This window comes from Pseudomonas sp. W15Feb9B (assembly GCF_000828175.1).
Classification (GTDB): domain Bacteria; phylum Pseudomonadota; class Gammaproteobacteria; order Pseudomonadales; family Pseudomonadaceae; genus Aquipseudomonas; species Aquipseudomonas parakoreensis.
In genome coordinates this window covers 64,261-84,671 of the sequence record NZ_JTKF01000029.1, presented here as the reverse complement: position 1 = coordinate 84,671, position 20,411 = coordinate 64,261, and the positions used below count along the sequence as shown (strand labels likewise).

19 protein-coding genes and 1 pseudogene are annotated in these 20,411 nt (G+C 61.8%); 2 read left to right on the top strand and 18 right to left on the bottom strand.

All coding sequences use genetic code 11. The features are described from left to right. Nucleotides 1-20 precede the first annotated feature (20 nt). The 14 genes from pgaD to OC71_RS15695 all read right to left on the bottom strand — a co-directional run bounded on the left by pgaD (nucleotide 21) and on the right by OC71_RS15695 (nucleotide 15,502). Nucleotides 21-554: a poly-beta-1,6-N-acetyl-D-glucosamine biosynthesis protein PgaD gene (gene pgaD / locus OC71_RS15760; RefSeq protein WP_041071013.1), complete on the bottom strand. Its 534-nt coding sequence runs from the start codon at nucleotides 552-554 to the stop codon at nucleotides 21-23. Further along, the gene (gene pgaC / locus OC71_RS15755) at nucleotides 551-1,906 is read right to left on the bottom strand and encodes a poly-beta-1,6-N-acetyl-D-glucosamine synthase (RefSeq protein WP_041071010.1); all 1,356 of its coding nucleotides are present in this window, start codon (nucleotides 1,904-1,906) and stop codon (nucleotides 551-553) included. Before pgaC ends, pgaD begins: the two co-directional genes overlap by 4 nt. Nucleotide 1,907: 1 nt before the next feature. After that, nucleotides 1,908-3,905, bottom strand: a complete 1,998-nt coding sequence (pgaB, locus tag OC71_RS15750) for a poly-beta-1,6-N-acetyl-D-glucosamine N-deacetylase PgaB (RefSeq protein WP_041071007.1) — start codon at nucleotides 3,903-3,905, stop codon at nucleotides 1,908-1,910. Nucleotides 3,906-3,917: 12 nt separating this feature from the next. Further along, nucleotides 3,918-6,395 carry a poly-beta-1,6 N-acetyl-D-glucosamine export porin PgaA gene (gene pgaA / locus OC71_RS15745; RefSeq protein WP_041071004.1) on the bottom strand — a complete coding sequence of 826 codons (2,478 nt, stop codon included), beginning with the start codon at nucleotides 6,393-6,395 and terminating at the stop codon, nucleotides 3,918-3,920. A gap of 248 nt (nucleotides 6,396-6,643) precedes the next feature. Continuing rightward, on the bottom strand, nucleotides 6,644-8,149 hold the full coding sequence (locus OC71_RS15740; protein WP_041071001.1) for a YdgA family protein: 1,506 nt from the start codon (nucleotides 8,147-8,149) through the stop codon (nucleotides 6,644-6,646). Between the two features lie 316 nt (nucleotides 8,150-8,465). Beyond that, nucleotides 8,466-9,101 carry a hypothetical protein gene (locus OC71_RS15735; RefSeq protein WP_025113416.1) on the bottom strand — a complete coding sequence of 212 codons (636 nt, stop codon included), beginning with the start codon at nucleotides 9,099-9,101 and terminating at the stop codon, nucleotides 8,466-8,468. A 93-nt stretch (nucleotides 9,102-9,194) separates the two neighbouring features. Beyond that, entirely contained in the window at nucleotides 9,195-10,637 is a 1,443-nt protein-coding gene (locus OC71_RS15730) for an efflux transporter outer membrane subunit (RefSeq protein ID WP_041070997.1), read from the bottom strand. Continuing rightward, nucleotides 10,634-11,521 (bottom strand): HlyD family secretion protein, encoded by an 888-nt coding sequence (locus tag OC71_RS15725; RefSeq protein WP_041070994.1) that lies wholly within the window; start codon nucleotides 11,519-11,521, stop codon nucleotides 10,634-10,636. The genes OC71_RS15730 and OC71_RS15725 overlap by 4 nt, the downstream gene beginning before the upstream one ends. Beyond that, on the bottom strand, nucleotides 11,518-11,727 hold the full coding sequence (locus tag OC71_RS15720) for a DUF1656 domain-containing protein (protein WP_041070991.1): 210 nt from the start codon (nucleotides 11,725-11,727) through the stop codon (nucleotides 11,518-11,520). The genes OC71_RS15725 and OC71_RS15720 overlap by 4 nt, the downstream gene beginning before the upstream one ends. Next, entirely contained in the window at nucleotides 11,724-13,787 is a 2,064-nt protein-coding gene (locus tag OC71_RS15715) for an FUSC family protein (RefSeq protein WP_041070988.1), read from the bottom strand. The genes OC71_RS15720 and OC71_RS15715 overlap by 4 nt, the downstream gene beginning before the upstream one ends. Further along, nucleotides 13,784-14,212 carry a MarR family winged helix-turn-helix transcriptional regulator gene (locus tag OC71_RS15710; protein WP_041070985.1) on the bottom strand — a complete coding sequence of 143 codons (429 nt, stop codon included), beginning with the start codon at nucleotides 14,210-14,212 and terminating at the stop codon, nucleotides 13,784-13,786. The genes OC71_RS15715 and OC71_RS15710 overlap by 4 nt, the downstream gene beginning before the upstream one ends. Nucleotides 14,213-14,334: 122 nt before the next feature. After that, nucleotides 14,335-14,580, bottom strand: a complete 246-nt coding sequence (locus tag OC71_RS15705; RefSeq protein WP_041070983.1) for a hypothetical protein — start codon at nucleotides 14,578-14,580, stop codon at nucleotides 14,335-14,337. A gap of 87 nt (nucleotides 14,581-14,667) precedes the next feature. Next, nucleotides 14,668-14,913 (bottom strand): DUF2789 domain-containing protein, encoded by a 246-nt coding sequence (locus OC71_RS15700; protein WP_041070980.1) that lies wholly within the window; start codon nucleotides 14,911-14,913, stop codon nucleotides 14,668-14,670. Between the two features lie 127 nt (nucleotides 14,914-15,040). Further along, nucleotides 15,041-15,502, bottom strand: coding sequence for an aminoacyl-tRNA deacylase (locus OC71_RS15695; protein ID WP_041070977.1), 462 nt, complete (start codon nucleotides 15,500-15,502; stop codon nucleotides 15,041-15,043). Nucleotides 15,503-15,656: 154 nt separating this feature from the next. Between OC71_RS15695 and OC71_RS15690 the strand changes: the two genes are divergently transcribed. Next, entirely contained in the window at nucleotides 15,657-16,208 is a 552-nt protein-coding gene (locus tag OC71_RS15690; RefSeq protein ID WP_065118211.1) for an NfeD family protein, read from the top strand. Between the two features lie 2 nt (nucleotides 16,209-16,210). Further along, a complete protein-coding gene (locus OC71_RS15685) occupies nucleotides 16,211-16,969 on the top strand; it encodes a slipin family protein (RefSeq protein WP_041070974.1) in 759 nt (252 codons plus the stop codon). A gap of 80 nt (nucleotides 16,970-17,049) precedes the next feature. On the opposite strand, the gene OC71_RS15680 is transcribed toward OC71_RS15685, so the two are convergent. From OC71_RS15680 to OC71_RS15670, 4 genes and pseudogenes are all read right to left on the bottom strand, one after another. Continuing rightward, complete coding sequence (locus tag OC71_RS15680; protein ID WP_041070971.1) at nucleotides 17,050-17,994, bottom strand: aspartyl beta-hydroxylase; 945 nt, start codon at nucleotides 17,992-17,994, stop codon at nucleotides 17,050-17,052. Further along, nucleotides 17,982-18,767: an aspartyl/asparaginyl beta-hydroxylase domain-containing protein gene (locus OC71_RS15675; protein ID WP_041070969.1), complete on the bottom strand. Its 786-nt coding sequence runs from the start codon at nucleotides 18,765-18,767 to the stop codon at nucleotides 17,982-17,984. The genes OC71_RS15680 and OC71_RS15675 overlap by 13 nt, the downstream gene beginning before the upstream one ends. Nucleotides 18,768-18,781: 14 nt before the next feature. Next, nucleotides 18,782-18,862 (bottom strand): annotated as a pseudogene (locus OC71_RS28530) (adenylyl-sulfate kinase); the annotation flags it as partial. Continuing rightward, nucleotides 18,846-20,363: a TolC family protein gene (locus OC71_RS15670; protein WP_041070966.1), complete on the bottom strand. Its 1,518-nt coding sequence runs from the start codon at nucleotides 20,361-20,363 to the stop codon at nucleotides 18,846-18,848. The gene OC71_RS15670 and the pseudogene OC71_RS28530, both read right to left, overlap by 17 nt. Nucleotides 20,364-20,411: the final 48 nt, after the last annotated feature.

Here is a 20,411-nt window from a genome sequence, read left to right as displayed (position 1 = left end):
ACGCTCGACGATGTGGAAACTCAGGTGGGCCGATTTATCGGATCACGGTTTGCGTCATCCTCGGCGTGCAGAAAGATCACCCGCGGATGCTCCAGCGGCGCCAGCGGTGGCGGCAATTCCGCCGGTTCCAGCGGCCGAAAGTTCAGCACCACATGGCTGATATCACCTTCCTGATCGTTGTGGATGGTCATCACCCCGGGTGTGCGCAGCTTCTCCAGGCGGTCATCACACAGGCGGAAGCTCTTGCTCAGCCCTTCATCATCGACCACCGGCGCCGGCAATCGACGCTGGGCGAAGCTTCTGCTTTTTCGCTGTTGGTAACGCGCCCAACCAATCAGGATCACTGCGTTGACCAGCGCCACCCACAGGTAGATCTGCAACGTACCCAGCGCCTCGAACGCCGAGTTGTCGATGCGTGGCCCACCCGCGTGGGTTTCGATCAGCGGCCACAGCCCGCGTATTAGCAGGAACAGCAGGCCGACCCAAGCCAGCACGGTGAGAATCACGTCGATCACGACCAGGAACGGTCGCTGGCGGGTCCGGATGATTTTCATTTGATGACCTCCTCTTCGTCGTCGCCGACCGGTTTGATGCCCCGATCAGGACTGACCCAGCGCGCACGCTTCTGATGTTGGCCAAACAAGACCTTGGGGAAGCTGACCAAGGTCGTGAGCAGACTGACCAGCCAGAAAGCGATCGGATACCAGACTACCCAGAACATGGTTCGGCCCAGACCTGGCTCATAGCGCCGGTCGATAATGATGCTGACGGCGAACTGCACCAGACAGACGAAGGCCAGCAACAGGCCGGTGAACGCCGGAGGCATCAGGTGATGCACGGCAATCGATTCCGGCATGACCACGAACTTGCCAACGGCCCAGAAGATTACCGACAGCAGAAAGGTGAAGGCCCAACCGGTCGAAAGGCAATACTCGAACAGCAGCGGCCACAGGTAACGATGGCGGTACTGCCAGATCCCGCGAATGTTCTTGAACAGCACCTCGGCACCGCCCTGGGCCCAGCGCAGGCGCTGCTTCCACAGACCACGCAGGGTTTCCGGCATCAGGATCCAGCACAGCGCGCGCGGCTCGTAAAAGATGCTCCAGTGATCGAGTTGCAGCTTCCAGCTGATGTCGATGTCTTCGGTGATCATGTCCGGGCTCCAGTAGCCGACCCGGTTCAACGCGGTACGGCGGAACGCGACGATCACCCCGGACACGGTGAAGATCCGCCCGAACACCCGTTGCGTGCGCTTGATCAGACCGATGATCGACGAGAACTCGCCGACCTGCACCCGCCCGACCAATGTCGAACGTGTACGGATACGCGGGTTGCCGGTCACTGCGCCGAGGCGCGCGTTGTCGAGCATCGGCGCCACCAGATAGGCCGCCGTGTTCGGTGCCAGCAGCGCGTCACCGTCGATGCAGACCAGATATTCGCTGCGCGCGGCAATGGCGCCCATGCGCAGGGCCACGGCCTTGCCCTGGTTTTCCGCCAGATGCAGCACCCGCAGGCGTGGGTCTTCCTGGGCGAGCCGGTCGAGCACTTCGGCGGTGTTGTCCTTGGAACCGTCGTTGATCGCGATGACTTCGATGTTCGGGTAATGCTGGGCCAGCGCCGCGTGAATGGTATCGGCGGCGTTTTCGCCTTCGTTGTAGCAAGGGATCAGGATCGAGATCAGTGGCTCGCCTTCCAGTGGCGGCGGCAGCGTGTCGTCCTGCCATGGCCAGTGACGCTCCCAGTGCAGCCAGAAATACAGGCCGCCGGAAATCCACAGGCCGGACATGAACAACGGGTAGAAGAACACGAAGTCCATCAGGAACTGCCCGGTGACCAGGAAGATCAACCCCAGCGGCACGCCGAGGACGAGCGCCAGAACAAGCAGGGCTAACAGTCTATCCAGCATGTCATGGGTTCCATTTGTTGGAGAGCGCAGGCCTTACGGTTTTCAGGTCCGGCAGGTTGTCGAGGAAGTTGTCCGGGTAGTAACCAAAACTGGTCGCCCCCTGACGCTTGAGCCGGCCCATCCAGTCCGCCAGTTGCGCACCGTCGATGTCGGCCTGATCCTTTTTCGTCCAGTCGCGGGCCTGCAGTTCGAAGACTGTGCGATCCAGTGCACCAGGGCGCTGTTTGATCTTCGCCACCAGTTCTTCAAGCCACGGGCCGGATTGCGCCTCGGTCTGTTTTTCCATCAACGGCATGGCCATCGGCGCCGTCCAGTCGTAAGTCACGAGGAAGTCGTCGAGGTTCTGCGCAAACCAGGCTTCGCTCTCAGGATTGAGCACTGGCTCGGCGAAGATGTTGCGTGCGGTCAGCACTTGCGGGCCACGGATCGCACGGACCTTGGCGGTCAGCTCATTGGTGAAATCGATCAGGTATTTACTCTTGAAGCGCGTCCAGCGCTGCATCGCCGCCGGATCATCTCGAAGCGCAGCGATTGACCCGGGCAAGCCGTGCGCGGCATAAGCTTTCAGGGCCTCGGGGCTGGCGTCTTCGAAGTCCGAGAGCACCGCGTCGTCGTGGTACAGAATGCCGTCGACCGAGGTCAGACGCGCCACGTCTTCGTAGATTTCACCGATGATCCGCCGTACTTGCGGATCGAACGGCGACAGGCGCTGATATTGGCCCGGATCGACCGAGGTGGTGCCGGTCTTCGGATCCCAGCGCGTGACACGCGGCAGCTTCGAGTCGAGGCCAAAACTCAGCACTGGCATCCAGGCGAAGACTTTCACGTGCGCCCGAGTGCGCAGTTGCCAGGCAACGCGGTCGAAGATGTCGGCGCGCACCGGCAGGTGACGGTTGGGGAAGTACAGCGAGTGCACCAGTCCGTCGCCCTTCGGATCGGCGAAAGCCTGCAGGAACACGGTGTTGGCACCCATGTCGGCCATGCGCTGGATCAGCTTGCCGAGGTTGATTTCCTGTTGCGCCGGGTCTGGGTCGTAAACGTTGTCCAGATCAACGTGCACCACACGCATGGCGAAATCCGATTGCACGCCGACGATGCTGTTGGCGAAATGCTCGCCGTCAGGATCCGAGGCCACCAGGAAGCGCGGACTGCTCATCAGGTTGTCGAGGGCGTCGAGACCGTCGTCCAGGGTCAGGGCCATTTCGTAGCCCTGCTCGCCGATCACGGCCAGCGATGTGCCGTCCGCCGTGCCGTACGGCCAGACCCAGATGCGCGGTTTCTTGCCGGTGACCTTGCGGATTTTTTCCGAGATGGTCGCCACGTCATTGCTGATTCGAGCACGGAACTGCTCTTCGGACTCATAGCGCTTGGTGAGCGGATCGTAGCGTCGGGTGGCCGCCGCCGGCTGCATGTTGCCTTGCGGGTTGGCGAGGATGCCTTTGTGGCTGGCGTCGGTGTGCGCGGCGATTTCCACCAGCCCTGACTGCGAGATTTCCCGCACCTGATCCCAGGTCAGGAAGTCGGAGCGTGCGCGGGGTGCACCGGCAAAATCCACCGGTTGATTAAGCGGCGTGTCGATCCACACGCCGACCGGCGCCAGCAGAGCGTGCCAGTTGTAGGCGCGCAGCACCGGCAGCACGCGGGTGTAGAAGCTTGAATAACCATCGTCGAAGCTGAGCAGGATCGCTTTGGCCGGCAGTTCCGGGCCGCCCTTGCGCGCCGCCATGATCTGATCGACGGTGACCGGTTGGTAGCCGTTCTCCCGCAGCCACGCGAGCTGCTCGATCATGCGTTCGGTGCGCACCGCCACCACCGCCTGATCGGGGTCGCGGTCTTCGATATCGTGATAGGCGATGCCCAGCACGTGGTTTTTCGGCCAGGGTTTTTCATTGGCCGCCACCGGACGTTGCGACGGCGGCGCGAAGGCCGGGGCTTGCTGGGCGCAGGCGCTGATCAGCAGCACTCCCAGCAGAAGGATGAAACGCGTCATCAAAGGCATCTTCAAACTCTTCTAGAAGCGGAAAGTGAGGTCGACGAGCAGACGCAGATCGGTCTCCCGATCACCGTCGTAGGGCCGGTTGATCACACTGAACAAACCGCCCACCTCGAACACGTCGTTCCAGGCATAACGCTGGCCGTAGCCGAGCATCGCCATGCCGCCGGTGCCGTGGTCACGCTGGCTGTACGTACCCGCTCCGGCCTGGAACTGCTGGCTCCACGAGGTTTCGTAACGGTGGTAGAGCACATGGTTGACGTTGACCGTCGGCATCACGCTGAAGTCCGACTTCGGGTTGAAGTACGGCACATCCTCGGACTTGGAGTTGTGACTGGTACCGACTTCCAGACCGGCATCGACTTGCACGTTCGGCGCGCTGTAGACACCCTCGCGCCCGGTGAGCAAGGCCTCGACGCGGTTGTTGCCATCACTGAAGTGCGACGGGCTGACCGACAGCCGCCACTCGCGACTTTCGTTGGCGCGCCAGCGAATGAACGCGTTGCCGCCGTTGGCCTTGATGTCGCTGTTGAGCGCCCGCAACGGCGTCTCGGCCGACAGATAGGCGAAGCTGCCGCCGTACTGCCAGTGATCGTTGATGTCGCGGGCAATCGCGATGCGCGCGCCCTGTTTGGCGCCGTAACCGTAATCGTGGTTGGAGACCTCGGCTTCCAGGCTCATGTCGCGGGTACGGCGCTCCAGACCGACACGCTGGAAGCGGTCGGTGCCCGTGCCTTCGGCGAAGTCGCCGGTGGCATAACCGGCGCCGACGAACACCCGCCAGTCTTCATCGATCGGCGGGCTGTACAGCGTGCTCTGGATGCCGAAATCGCGGCTGCCACTGACCGCGCCCGCACCACTGCCGCCTCCGTTGGCCTTGCCGCCATAGGCTTCGACGCGCAGTTCGGACATGTCGTGCACTTCGCGCTCGCGGGCCGCGCGCTGCACCTGACGGTTGTCGGGGAAACGCGCGACCACGTCATCGGTCAGCGCATCCATTTGCCGCCATTCCTGCAGGGTCATCGCGGTGCGCGCCTGAGCCAGTTCCAGGCCCATGTCGCGCGGGGCCATGCTCTCGGTTTCCTTGAGCTGATTTTCCGCGCGGCGTGGCCATTGCCGAGCCAGGTACAGATCGGCCTGGGCCAGACGCAAACCGAGGTTGCCCGGGGCCTGATCGACCAGTGTCTGCAGGCGCTCTTCGCCGTGCGGCAGGTCGGAGCCGTAGGTGCCGGCCTGCGCCGCGAGTTGCTGGGCGTCCATCCACTCATCATTCGGGTTGCCGATCGGCAAGCCCTTGAGTTCGACGCGCGGTTTCTGGGTCTTGGCCAGATCCTCGGCGAGTTTGCGCGCTTCATCGGCGCGGTCGCTTTCCAGCAGCGAGTAGTACAACGCGGTGGTGTCTTCGAGGCGATCACCGACATCGGCGTCCGGGGCCGACAACACCTGGCGATACAGGTCGGTAGAGACTTCTGGCTGGCGCTGATCCAGATACGACGCGGCGACCCAGCGCAAGGCGTAAGTCGGAATCTTCACGCCTTCGCTTTGCAGCTTCTGGTATTCATTGATCACGTCGGCGGTGCGCGCCCGGGCCTTGAGCGCGCCCATGCGGTCGATACGCCAGCGAATCACGTCATCATGGGCGCTGGCATCCGGGGTCCAGGTGGCGAGCAGTTTGTCGTAATCGGCCAGCGCGCGGTCGGCGATCACGTAGCGTTCTTTTTCACTGCGGGTGGCGAGTTCGGCCAGACGCACGCGTTCGGCGGCCAGATCACCTTCGAGTCGACGCAAGGTGACCGGGTCGATCAGCCCCGGACGTTGATTGGCCAGACGCAGCGCCGGTTCCGGCAGCCGCGCCTTTTGCAGGGCGACCACGTATTCGCGGGCGACTTCCGGCTTGCTGCCGGCACGGATAAACGCTTGATCGTATTCAAACAACGCGTCGTACTGCTTGCCGGCGCGGGTCAGGGCATAGCCCAGGGCGAGGCGGCGCGAAGGATCGTCGGGTTTGGCGGCGACCAGCGCCTTGGCGCGGGTCACGGCTTCGTCGGGTTTGCCCGCGTCAGCCTGAGTCAGGGCCAGCCCCAATTGCAGGTCAGCGTTGTCCGGCTCCAGCGCCAGCGCCTTGTTGTAGACCTGAGTCGCCTGATCCCAACGCTTGAGGTTGCGATAGGCCCGAGCGGTGGCGGTCAGTGCCTGCACCGGCAGCACCCGGTCACGGCCCTGGGTTTCATAGACCTGCACCACTTCGGCATCGAGGCCGGCCCAACTGGCGATCTGCAGGTGATCGCTGATCTGGCCAGTGGTCGACTGCCCCGGTGGCACCTGGCGCAGCACGTTCAGCGCAGGCGTGGTCTGGCCGGCACGGGCATCACGCACCATCTGATCGTAGGGCGTATCGGCAAACGCCAGTGCCGGCCAGAGCAACTGGCTGCACAGCGCAACACGAAACAACGGGCGTAAACCACGATGTAGAACAGGCACATCAATACGCGGCATTCGTCAGCATCCTTACATGGCCAGCCGGGTCGCAATGCCCCCCTTGCCCATTCGTAACGGAGGCTGAGCCAATAAAGACCCAGCCAAGCTTAGTCAGGCAGTCTTGCATGCAAGCGTAGTCGAATATTCAGAACACAATAATTGTTCAGAATCGTGGCGCCGGCTCAGTGGAAAACCCGAACGCCAGACAGCAAAACGCCCGGCGTCCGCGAATCCAGAGGCCGGGCGTTGCTATTTAGAGCGCAGGATTACTGCACTTGCGTGACGCCAGCGAACTTGCTCATCAGGAAGCCGACGAACTGCTCGACGGTCATTTTCTGGCCGTTGAATTCCACCTGGTTGGCGGCGTAATGCAGCTTGGTCACGACATTGGTGCCGTCGACGGTCGCCAATTGCGAACCGACTGCCATGCCGGAGAACATGTCGGCGCCGGCGCTGGCCTGATCGACGATGGCTTTGGCGTCAGTCTGGCCGTCGAGCTGTGCCTGCACGCTGAGCAGATCGATCAGCATCGGCTTGGACACCTGAATATTCAGGTCCAGCAGCGCGACCAACTGTTTACCCAGTTGATCCGGCGGCAGGTCCATCGACTGCGGCTTGGTCAGATCAATCACCAGGCTGGCGCGGCTTTCACCGTTGGCGGTTTTCAGCGACAGGTTTTCCAGCGCGATCTGTGGGCTGGCGGCCAGCAGTTTTTGCAGGTCAGCCTTGACCTGTGCCGACTCGGCTTCGGTCAGGTTCAATTCCGGTGCCGGCAGACCGGCCTCGGCAGCGGCCGCCGCTTCCTTCTCGTACGGCTGCAATTTGGTCTGGTAGATCTGCATCAGCGACATCGTCGACGGGATGTCGAGGTTCTTCAGGCTCATGGCCATGTTGGCCGAACCGATTTTCTTGTCGTTGAGGGTGACTTCACCGACCTTGTAGTCAGCGCGGCCCGAGGCATTGCTGCCGCTCTCTTCGGTGAGGTTCTTCATTTCGAAGTTCTTCACGCCGAGTACTGACTGCTTGGGACCGAAGGTGGTTTTGCTGTTGGTCAGCTCCAGGGTGTTTTCCCCGGTGTAGTAGCCGTAGCTGCTCTTGGTGAGGTTGCTGGCCAGGGTCAGACCGTTGAGTTCGACCTGCACCGGTGCCTGATCCTGCGCCACGGTGACCAGTTTCAGGCTGTCCATGTAGCCGTCAGCCTTGACCTTCTGCGCCTGGGCACTGGCGGAGATGTTCATGGTCAGGCCGGAAAACTTCAGGCTCGACTGTTCGTCCAGCGCGGTTTCCAGCGGCAGCAGTTCCAGGCTGCTGGTGGTGGATTCGTCGTAGCCGATGTTGGTCACACCTTTGAGCGGCGCGGCGCCTTTGGTGGCGGCAAACCATTTTTCGGTGGCCGGGCTCTTTTCCAGCTCGTAATTGCTGGTGGCCATGACCGGCAGCCACTTCAGCGAAACCAGGCGCGAGAACGGCAGCGGGCCGTGTTCGATGTGATCGACGAACAGCAGCTCGACCGGCTGGTCACCGAACATCTCGCCTTCGCCCTTGAGGCGGTAGTGCGCGGTGCTGGTGAAGGTGTGGCGCTCCAGCGACACCAGCTCCAGCGACGCGCTGCCATTGGAGCCGGCCATCGCGGTCTGCAGCTCTTTGTTGGCGTTGCTGACGGCGTTGTTCAGCACGCCTTCGATCTTGGTCCCGGTATACCAGGCCCCGCCGGCACTGATCGCACCGATGGCAACAACAATCCCGAGAAGCACGCCTGCTGATTTATTCATGAATGACCTGATCAATGTCCGTGGCTGTAAGTGTGGTCGTCTTCCCTGAACCCGTGACCGGGTCGCGGCTCGACTCCGCTGAAATTAGCGGTGGAGATTAGCACTGGCAGCGCGAGGCGGCCCAATGTTTAAAGGTTAAAGAGTGTCTATGGGGAGTGTGGACAGCTGACAGGCGGGGAGAGTTGCAGTGTTTTTGAGGACGCTATCGCTAGCAAGCCAGCTCCCACAGGACTGGTTGTGTTCACAAAATCCGAGAACACCACAAAAACTGTGGGAGCTGGCTTGCCAGCGATGGGGCCAGAGGACTCCCAGAAGATCAGGAATACTGAACCTCGATCTCATCGAGCTGATGATCAAAGCTCTTCAACCGCGCCGTCCAGGTATACACCAGCACTTCAAAGTCGCGATCAATCACCGCCCCGCCCGGCCCATCGGCCCGGGGATCGCAGAAATCCAGCTGATAGCGCTCACGGGCCATGGCCGTGGCGACATCCGACAGTTCGCGGGCATTGTTGAGCCAGTGCCAGCCTTCATCGGCAATCTGCTTGTCGAGTTCCAGGCACTGTTTTTTCAGGGCTTCGAGGCTTTTTTCCAGCGGGGTGCCGGTGAGTTCGCCCATGACTTCGGCGAAGGTGCGTCCCGGTTGCCAGTAGCTGCCCCAGAAGTAGCGATCGAACACGGTTTCGACCCGGCGCAGGGCGACTTTGGTGTCCCAGATCAGCACCAGGGTCTTGCCTTGTTCAAGTTGTCTTTTCTTGACTCGCTGCACCTGGATCGACGCCCAGGCCACCACCACGATTGCCATCACCGCGATCAACGCCGTGGCGCTGTCGAGGAAGACCATGGCCTTGTCGATCTGATGGGCCAGCATGATGCCGTAGAAATAGGTGGCCGACAGCAGCACCAGCGCTACCAGGGCGCACCAGAAGCCGAGAGCGTAAGGGTTTTTCATTATTGGTTTCCCCTAGACCAGCGCTAGCGATGTGTGCTGAAAGGGTGCGTTGCACGGGGCACCCTTTCAACACTTCAAAGCATAGCAACGGCTTCAGGGTTTGCTGGTGCTTGAGGCTTGCGTTCGTCCGCTTTCCCAACCACCACCGAGGGCGAGGAACAAATCGATCTGGCTCATGGCAACCTGGGTGTTGGCGGCGGCCAGTTGCGCAGTGACGTCGGTGTAGGTGCGGGTCGCCTGCAGGTCGGCGAGGAACGACTCGCGCCCGGCCTGGAAGAAGCGATGGGTCTGGTCTGCCGCCAGTTTCGCCGATTGCTCGGCGTCGGCCAGTGCATCGCGACGCTGCAGCAGTGCGCTGTACTGGGCCAGACCGGTCTGGGTTTCGCGGATGGCGTTGAGCACCACACCGTCGAAATGCGCCAGCGCGCCCTGAGTGTTGGCTTCGGCCTCACGGATCCGTGCGCGGGCGCCGTTGGTCGGCACTTTCCAGCTCAGCGACGGGCCAAAGCCCCAGCGGTTGGTCGATGGATCGCCAAGATCGGAAACGATGCCGACGGTGCCGATGGTCGCGCCGATGCTGATGTCCGGGTACAGCTCACCGGTTGCAATGCCGATACCGGCGGTCGCGGCGGCCAGACGACGCTCGGCCTGCCGCACATCGGGGCGACGCTTGAGCAGCGCCGCACCGTCGCCCACCGGCAACTGTTGGGCGATTTTCGGCAGTTCGGCGCAGGTGGCGGTGCCGGCCGGCAATTGATCGACCGGTTTGGCCAGCAGCATCGACAGGCGGAACAATCCGGCCTGACGCGCCGCTTCGTAGCGCGGCAGGTCAGCCCGCAAGGATTTGAATTGGGTTTGCGAACGGGTGACCTGGGTCTCGTCACCACGCCCGGCATCGCGCAAGCGCTGGATCAGCGTGGTGCTCTGCGATTGCAGGTCGAGGGAATGCTGAGCGATTTCCCGTTCTTCGTTGGCGGCGCACACTTGGGTGTAGGCACGGACCACGTCCGCCACCAGGGTGATGCGCGCGGTGTCGGCCGCCGCTTGAGTGGCATCGGCGTTGGCTTTCGCCGCTTCGATCCCGCGTTGCAGCGTGCCCCACAGATCGAACTGGTAAGACGCGCTGATACCGATGTCAGCGACGTTGGCCACCGGGACTTTTTCCGGCAGCAGGAATGCTTGTCCGGATTCCTGCAAGCGCTGCGCGCCCATCTTCACGCCGCCGCTCCAGCCGCCGGCCGCTTCGGCTTCATCGACCTGGGCACGCGCCCGCGACAGGTTGGCCGCCGCCACGCGCAAATCCGTATTGGAAGCCATGGCCTGCTGCACCAGTTGATCCAGACGCGGGTCTTGATACAGCCGCCACCAGTCCGCCGGCACCGGCGCCGACACCACTGGTTTGCCGTCCACCGCCAGCTCGCCCTGAAAATCCTTGCGCTGCACCGCCGCGTCAGCGGGCAGGTGATAGTCCGGCCCGACCATCTGACAGGCCGAGAGCATCAGGCCCAACCCGGCGATCATCAGGGCCCTGTTCATTGCGCGGGCTCCTGCGTTTTGTCGTCGATGATCGATACGGTCGCAGTCCGCCCGGCGATCATGCGGAAGTCTTCCGGCACCTCGTCAAAGGCGATGCGCACCGGAATCCGTTGTGCCAGGCGCACCCAGCTGAACGCCGGGTTGACGTTCGGCAGCAGGTTGTTGCCGCTGGTGCGGTCGCGGTCTTCGATACCGGCGACGATGCTTTCGACATGCCCGCGCAGCCTGGCCTTGTCGCCGATCACACGGATATCCACCGACTGCCCGACATGAATGCCATCGAGTTTGGTTTCTTCGAAATAGCCGTCGATGTGGAACGAGTTGCTGTCGACCACCGACAACACCGGACGCCCGGCGGTGACGAATTCCTGCACACGCGGCGCGCGGTCGTTGACGTAGCCGTCCACCGGGCTGCGGATCACCGAACGATCCAGATTGAGCTGCGCGCTGTCCACCGTCACCAGCGCTTCGGCCAGCGCCGATTGCGCCCGGGCGACTTTCGACTGGCTTTCTTCCAGTTGTTCGGCCGGCACCAGATTGCCCAGACCACGGTTACGCTTGGCTTCACGCTGCGCCTGGGCCAGGGTTTCTTCGCGATCGGCGACCGCCGCTTTAGCCTGACGCAGGGCCAGTTTGAAGCGGTCCTGGTCGATGCTGAACAGCACCTGGCCGCGTTTGATCAACTGGTTGTCCTTGACCTCGACCTGCTGGATCAGCCCGGACACGTCCGGGGCGATCTGAATAATGTCAGCGCGAATGTGGCCGTCACGGGTCCACGGCGCAAACATGTAATACATCACCATGCGCCAGACGAGGACGACGGCAAAAGTCACGATCAGCAGGGTCAGGACCACGCGACCGATAGTCAGAAACGGTTTTTTCATGTCATCAGGTATCGACTGAGTGAGTCCACGCCGTACAGCATCACGGCGTAGAGCGCCACGTTGAACAATGCCCGGTGCCAGACCAGACGGTAAAAGTGCACACGCGTGAGCACGCCGTGCACCAGCACAAACAACACATAGGTGATGCCCATCAGCACCAGCAGGGTCGGCAGGAAAATGCCGCTGATATCCAGATCACCGATCATAGGGGCGCTCCATCGGGCAGCGGTTCTTCGGCATCGCCCGTGCTGACGAATTCCACACCGGGCAGCAGCGCCAAGCGCAAACCGCTCAAGGCATGCAACAGGTTTAGCCGGGTTTCTTCATCGCCGTGGCCTTTGAGCGCACGGCGGGCGCGATCCATGGTCATCAATAAAGGACTCGGTGCCGGCAAGCGTTCGCCGGCCTTCAGACACGCGCGAAAATACTCGCCGACCTCAGCCACCACTTGCTGCAGCAGGGCCTTCGGCGCGCCGCTGACCCGTGGCGTGTAAGCCAGCAGATCGAGCAGGTTCAAGCCCACGCGCACTTCACGCATGGCAATCCCGGTGTCTTGGCCGGTCATGGCCAGACGCGGCAAGTGCTGCATCAAACGGTCGAGCAACTGCACGCCCAGATGCCGATGTTCGGCCAGATTGGCCGGCTCGGTCATGCGCACGATGTCTTTCCAGCTGAAGCGGGTCAGACGTTTGGCGGCCAGTTCGACGCCGAACGGGCGGGCGATCAGGGTCCAGATGAACGCGAACAACAGGCCCAGAGGGCCGGCCAGGTTGGAGTTCACAAAGGCGAAGAAGTCCGCGTCGTACGCGCCCTGAATGCTGATGAACGACGAGGTGTTGACCAGCGTCAGGAGCATGCCGAGGAAGAAGCGCGGCTGCACCGTCAGGGTGCCGACACAGATGAACGGAACCGCAAACGCCAGTACCAGCATCGGGAAATCGTGCAGGTTCGGCAGAATCAGAAACAGGTAAAGGCTGGCGAACAGCACCGACATCCCGGTCCAGAAAAAAAATCGATATATCTGTGGCGCCGGGTCGTCCATCGAGGCGAAGAAACTGCACGCTACCGCCGCCAGAATCACCGCACTGCCACCGTCCGGCCAGCCGAGCAGAATCCACAGCACCGAAGCGACGATGATCGCCAGAACGGTCGAGGCCACCGAATACAGCATCATCCCGCGGTCGAGAAACGGCGTCAGCCGCCCGAGGCGCCAGTGCCGGTACACCGCACGCCAGCTGTCCTGGCGCTCGCAGAGAATCGCGTCCTGCAGACTGCGGCAGTCCTGCCACAGATCGATGAATTCGCCGAGGCGATAAATCGCGTTGGAGAACAGCAATTGCTTGCGATCTTCCAGCGCCTCGCAGCTTGGCTGCAGGGCCTGAAGTTGATCCTTGAGCGCCTGCCAACGCACCAGATCGGCGTCGTTATGGCCGAGCCACTCCTGGGTCGCGGTCAGCAGCGGTGCGAATTTCTCCACCAGCTCCGGGGTGCGCCGTTCGAGGGCGTAAAGCGAGTCTTCCAGCGCGTCGATCACCGGCAACAGGTGGATCATCCGCCCGCGCAGCTCCTTGGTGTTGCGCACTGTTTGCGGCCGGGCGCCTTCGTGGGGCAACTGGCCGATCATCAATTCGAGGCTGTTGAAGTTAGCGACCATGGCCATGCGCAGCGCGGCGATCTGTTCAGGCTGCACGTCACGGCTGAGGAACTTCAAGCTGTAGGTGGTAGCGTCGGCGAACCATTTGCCCACCGCGTCGTTGAACACCGGCGCCAGACGCCGCGGCCAGAACATCGCGCCGACCACCGCCGCCACGGCGATGCCAAGAAAGATCTCTTCGGTGCGCGCCTCCGCCACGTCCCACACCGCCAGCGGATTATCCACGGTCGGCAAGGCAATCAGCGGCAATGTGTAACCGGCCAGCATCAGCGCGTAGTTATTGGCGGTGCGCAGGTGCAGCGACAGGAACAGCAAAATCCCCGTCCACAAGGCAATCACCACCACCAGCACATATGGGCTCTGCACGAACATCGGCACGAACAGCACCGCCGCCGCCGCCCCGAGAAAGGTGCCGATGGCGCGGTACAGCGCCTTGGAACTGGTCGGGCCGAGAAACGGGCTGGAGACGATGTACACCGTGGCCATCGCCCAATACGGACGCGGCATTTGCATGAGCAAGGCGATGTATAGCGCAATCATCGACGCTGCAAAGGTACGAACCCCGTAGAACCAGTCACGGGCAGGCGGAATGCCGGAGAAAAAACCGTTCAAGAATTGATCACCACAGACGGATTGGCCGCCTCAAAAGCTCGCAGTACTCGAAGCGTAGCCTCCAGATCACTCTGGTCGATGCCTTCGAGCACTTCATGACGCAGACGCACCAGTTCGCTTTCCACCGCTTGCACCAGCTCACGGCCGGTGTCGGTCAGGCTCAGGCACTTGGCCCGACGATCCTGCGCATCTTCGGTGCGACAGACGTAGCCGGCGTGGCACAACTGGTCGAGCAGGCGTACCAGCGACGGACTTTCCATCCCGGCTGCCTGCGCCACTTGCACCTGACGCACGCCCTCGCCCAACCGCCCGATCATCAACAACGGCACGGCGCAGGCTTCGGAGATTCCATAGTTGACCAGCGTGGTCTGGCAGATCTTCCGCCAATGCCTGGCGGCCACCACCATGGCACTGCTGATGTTCATCTGGAGAGCGTCGAGGGAGTTCGGCACGGGAAAATGCACACTGTTAGTTTGCTAACTATCAATATCGCATTGGCGGGGAATTTCAGTCAAGTTTTGAAACAAATCTTCTCGGCAGAGAATTTCTATAGTTCATCCAGCTCAATGGCTACCCCTACTTCGTTCCTGCGCGAATATGTGATTGACACCAAATCGAAATCATCCAGCTTATTCAGGATCGCTTCATAAATTTCTGGCGAAATCAGCACAGCCACTGTTGTGTCGTGCTTCCGAAACTCGACAGGCCCGTTGGAGATGCTTTCGATCACTGCCTCAATACAGTCCCCAAGCGCGTCAACATCAATTGTTCTGACTGGCAAAAATGATTGCATCGACGGCTCCGGATTGTTGAATTGGCAAGCTACTCCAACATCGATAGGGATCCTGCGGACATTCTGTAATAAGGTTTTACTTCAGTCCTACAAAACCCGCCCCTTGCGCAACAACACATTCAACTGATCCACCACCTCCGCCCAATCCGCATCATCAAGAATCTCATCCCGCAAAAAATCCGCCTGGCTCTTGCTCCAGAAAAACGCGTCTGCGAGGTGCAACTCGGGTTTGAGTGGTGAATGGGTGGCGATGAATTGGTCGATGCCGGTCGGGTCGCTGTCCAGGCCCAGTTGCTTGAACAGGGACGGCAGGCTGTGGGTGGGCTGTTCCATGGAGGGCTCCTTCAAGAATGCGGTGGGTGGGAGATTATTCGCGAGCAGGCTCGCTCCCACAGGAGAACGCGTTCAACCTGTGGGAGCGAGCTTGCTCGCGAAGGCGTCCGCGAAAGCGCTACAGAACCTACTGACTCAACTCCCGCACCTCGGCATGCGGCACCATTTTCAGAAACTCGGGCATGCTCATGTGCAGCAGGTAGTTGTGGTTGCCGGCTTCCAGGTAGATGTCTTTCTGCCGGGTCAGCAGCGGGTCGATGACCATGTCCAGGCCGTAGGAATCACCCAGCGGCGGCACCGCGCCGCGTTCGCAGTCATCGAAGATGTGCGCCAGGTTGCTTTCCCGGGTGATCTGCCATTCGCCGCGGCTGCGCACTTTGCTCAAATCCAGGTGCCGGCTGGCCGGCAGCACGGCCATCAGGTAATGCCCGTGGTGGTCGTCGAGAATCACCGACTTGGCCACGCGCTCGGCGGGCACCCCGGAAACCCGTGCGGTTTCCAGACTGCTGGCGGAGTGGCGGTGGGCCACGATGTCATATTCGCAATGCGCCCGGTTCAGGCTGCTTTGCACTTTTTTTGCCATACGCATGCTGCACCTCGGTGTCACGCGGAACGTTGTGCCTGTTCTGCTGAGTCTAGTTCGGCGAGGCTCAGGCGAAGGGAAATCCGCTCACTGGACACATTTGCTCATTGAGCAGAATTCATTCAGCGCCAGGCTCAACTAGACTTAAGGAAACACCCCCATGACTCTCCCGGAGGGTCACGTGAACAGCCGATGTTGTCTGTTTTTTCTGATACTGCTGACCAGCGGCCCGGCCCTCGCGGCTGACGTCCCGCTGACGGCGGTCAATCCGGTCGGCCTGTGGCTGATCTCTCTTGGCATTGCCTTTCTGATCGCCGAAGCCGCGCTGCCCAACTACGGGGTCATCGGCCTTGGCGGGATCATCATGTTCGTCATCGGCGCGCTGATCCTGAGCAACGCCGAGGTGCCGGTACCGATGATCATCGGCCTCGGCCTGCTCAGCGCTCTGCTGCTGATCGCGTTGATCATCCGCGCCTTGAAAACCCGCCCGCGCCACGCCGTCAGCGGCGATGCCGGGCTGGTCGGCAGCGTGACGGCGGTGACCACCGTGCAAGCGGAAAACGCCCACAACGGCTGGGTGCATTTGCAGGGTGAACACTGGCAAGTGCACAGCGCCACACCCTTGCACACCGGGCAATCGGTGCGCGTGGTAGGGCGCAAGGGCTTATTGCTGAAAGTCGCCGCGACTGACGCGGTGCGACACGGAGAGTGATCATGGGTCTGCAAATCGGTTTTGTTGCACTGCTGCTGTTGGTGATCGCCCTCGCCGGCTCGACCTTCCGCATCCTGCGTGAGTACGAGCGCGGCGTGGTGTTCCAGCTCGGACGCTTCTGGCAGGTCAAGGGCCCGGGGCTGATCCTGCTGATTCCGGTGGTGCAGCAAATGGTCCGGGTCGACCTGCGCACCGTGGTCCTCGACGTGCCGCCGCAGGATGTGATCACCCGCGACAACGTCTCGGTGAAGGTCAATGCGGTGCTGTACTTCCGCGTGCTTGACCCGCAGAAGGCGATCATTCAGGTCGAAGACTTTCTTTCGGCCACCAGCCAACTGGCGCAGACCACCCTGCGCGCGGTGCTCGGCAAACATGAGCTGGATGAACTGCTGGCCGAACGCGAGCAACTGAATATCGATATCCAGCAAGTGCTCGACGCCCAGACCGACGCCTGGGGCATCAAGGTCGCCAACGTCGAGATCAAGCACGTAGACCTCAACGAATCGATGGTCCGTGCCATCGCCAAACAGGCCGAAGCCGAACGTGAACGCCGGGCCAAGGTGATCCACGCCGAAGGCGAGCTGCAAGCCTCGGAAAAACTCATGCAGGCCGCCGAAATGCTCGGCCGCCAACCCGGCGCCATGCAGTTACGCTACATGCAGACCTTGAGTTCGATTGCGGGTGACAAGAGTTCGACGATTGTCTTTCCCCTACCCATCGAGCTGCTCAAGGGGATGGCGGATCTGTCGGGAAAAACCTGACAGCAAAAGATCGCAGCCTGCGGCAGCTCCTGCAACGGTTATGCGTACACCCTGTAGGAGCTGCCGAAGGCTGCGATCTTTCATGCGTTGCGCAGCAATTCAAGATTCAGAAAGGCATCCTGGGCACATTGCCGAACCCGTTCGCGCAACCACGGCGAAGCCTCGCGACGCTTGTCTTCGCCATCGGCAACAAAGCGCTGGGACGGCTGCTTGGCATGCTGCATCGTCGCCGCCAACACCTGCTGCCGCTGCTCGACATTCAAACGAAAAAACTTCGCCAATCGTCCGGCCATGGCGTCGGGCAACTCGCTGTAGTTCACCAGCAGTCCGTCACCCTCACGGCAGTGCAGATACGCCGACGCCAGTAAGTGTCCAAGCCGTCGTGCAATGAAGTCTTCACTGCCGGTAAACGGCAAACCATCGTCGAGCACACAATCACCAAGCATCCCCGGCACCATGTGCATCCCCGGACGACGCACGTGCGATACGGCGATTTCCAGCGGATCGCGATACACGAACAGCCACGGCGTGTCGGGAAAGCATGCCTGCAACAGAGGCCATTCGCCGATGTTCCAGGCATCGAGCTTGATCACCAGTCGCTGCTCGATACCGCGTCGACGTTGACCGTAGGCCGAGAGCAGTCCACTGATCGCTGCCCGCCGCTCGGTTTCGGGTAGCTCACCTCGCAAAAGCGCATCAAGCGGCGGTGGCTCCGAGACTACGATGTGGTCATCGAGCCGCGCGAGCATCTGGCTGATCAATGTCGAACCGCAACGCGAGGCGTGCAGGATAAAGGCACTCGGCGCCAGTCCCGGGCTTTGCCTGTGCCACTGCGTCAGCGCCGACAGCGGCGTCTGGCGCCGAAAGACCTGATTGAACGGCAAACGCAACGCGTCCTCGACCGCATCGCGAAAAAACGGCTGCTGCAAAGGTCTATCACCGAACCAGCACCAATCGACCTGCCAAAGCCCCGCAACCGGCCATACCCGGATCGGCAGCCAGCCGTCGAAATTCAGCCGCTCCATTGCGCGTTCCATTGCCGACGTCCTTGGCGCATCGCCGCACGCAACTCTTCCCGGGAGAACGGCAAGCCGTGTTCGGCGGCCAGCTCAAGAGTACGCTCGATGAATAATTCGGTGTCCGTCATGTCCTGCAACGTCGCCGCCAACGTGGCATCGCCCGCCACCCATCGCTGGAATTGCTGCAACGCCGAGTCTGGCCGTTGCGTTGCGGGGGTGTCGTTCACACCTTCGACGATTTTCTGCGCAAGCCAGGCGCCGGGGCGGCAATCGAGCACCAGATGAATCCGTGCCGACGTATCGAAGTTATCCACCCGATGCGCACGAGCAAGATCGAGAAACCAGCACTCCCCCGCCGTCATCGGCACACGCTGCCCCTCGAGCCAGAAGTCTGCGGCGGGCGGGCTGAGCAACGGAATGTGCAGGCGCAGATCGGCGTCCGGCCCCTCCAGATCGTAATCACGGTGCTCATGAATTCGCCCGCCGGGCCCCAGTCGCAGCAAGCGTGCGCTGACGATATCCAGCGCCAGCTCGCGCAGCCCCCGCTGCCAGCGTTCATCACGCAACCACGGCGTGCGCTGCAGCGGCAAACCGCGTCCTGGGGATAACTCACTCAGTGCATCTGCAGCCGAAATCAGCGCCACGCCGCTCCAGTCGCCCGTGAAGTAGTCCGTGTTGAAGTGGCCGCGCCATGCCTCTTCGGCAATCGCCTGCAGCGCCTGCAGCAGCAGCGGCAAGTCCACCGCCACTGGCAGACGAGAACATATCGGGCGACTCATGCCTTGGGTAAAGCACCGCGATGGCCGTTGCGGGCCTCGCGTTGCCTGCGGCTGATGCTGGCGACGGGCGCCTGCAGATTATTTGGCGCCGGCATGGGCCACCACCGGCACCGAGATATCCCCCGACGCCCAGGCCGATTCGCGGTTGGCCAGGGCCGTGGCGATCGACTGCACCGCGGTGGATTGCACTTGATCCGGAAGCGGATCGAGGCCGGCGCTGGCGAAAATCTGCCCATAGGCATTGCGCAGATCGGCATACGACAGGTCACGGCGCAGATCCGCTTGCAGGTTGTTCAGTTCACCCTGAATCAACTCCAGCTCGCCGATGCCGGCGGCCTGGTGCCGATTGCGCAACTGACCGACGATCTGCCCGTCGATGTCCGACAGTTGCTGGTTGGTTTTGAACTGACGCAGCGCCTCTTGATAGTTGGCATTGGCCACATACAGCTGCGCCAGCACCGCGATCGACATCGCCTGACGACGAGCGGTGGCGACTTCTTCGCCGGCCTTGGCCACATCGATGGCTGCCGGGGCGGAGATCACATTGAACAGGTTCCAGGTGACTTTCACCCCATAGTCGGCCCAGCGATCGTTCACCAGGAACGAGTTGCTGTCGTAGTGTCCGCCGGCAGAAAACTCCAGGCCCGGCAACATGCGCAACATCGCCTTGCGGGTTTCAGCAGCACTGATCCGGGTCTGGTAATCCTGCTCGCGCAGTTCCGGACGGCTGGTCAGGGCTTCCTGTTCCAGCCTGGAAATATCGACCTTGAGTTCCGGGATCTGATAACCGTCGTCAGTGGCCAGCGTCAGGTTGGTGCCCAGCGGCAGGTTGATCAGGGTCGCCAGTTCGGTTTTCGCCAGCGACAACGCCCGGCGTTGCTCTTCCAGTTGCCGGGTCGCTTCGATCAGCGAACGCTGGTAACCGAGGGACTGCACCGGATCACCGATGCGCTGCTCGCTCATGCTTTCGCTGTTGCGCCGGGCGGTATCGACCCGCGCCATCAGGCTGTCGATCTGTTTGAGCAGGCGTTCGGCCGCCATCGCCCGCCAATAGGCCGAGCGCACGTCCTGAACGATGGTGTTGATCACTTTGCGTCGGCGTTCCTGAACGATCAGGCGCTGGTCGCCCTGTTGCTTGGCGTTGATGTAGCTGACGCCGAAGTCGAGGACGTTCCAGACCATGGTCAGGTCGGCGACGTTGCGGTCGCGGTCCTGGGAGGTCGACGGTTCCAGGGACTGGGTGCCGGTGCGTACGCTCTGGCTGCTGGAGGCGCTGACATTGTTGCGTCCGACGTAACCGGCATCCAGCGCCATGCGCGGCAGCATGTCGAAGCTGGCGAGGTCGAGCTGCCGCTTGGCCAGCGCTTCCTCCATGATTTTCAAGCGGCCTTCGAGGTTGTATTTCACCGCGCGGGCCATCGCCTGGTGCAGGGTCAGCGGACCGCTCAGCGGTTCCTGGCCCTTGTACATGCTTTGCAGGTCGGCTTTGGCCCGTTGTTCGCTGACACTGCGTTCGATCGGTTCACTGGTGACTGCACATCCGCTGATTGCCAGCGCCAGCAGGCTGGCGCCGAACAATTTTTGACTTTTCTTCATCCCTGCATCGCCCCTGGGTGCTGCGCATATTGAGTTGTTGTGTGTGTG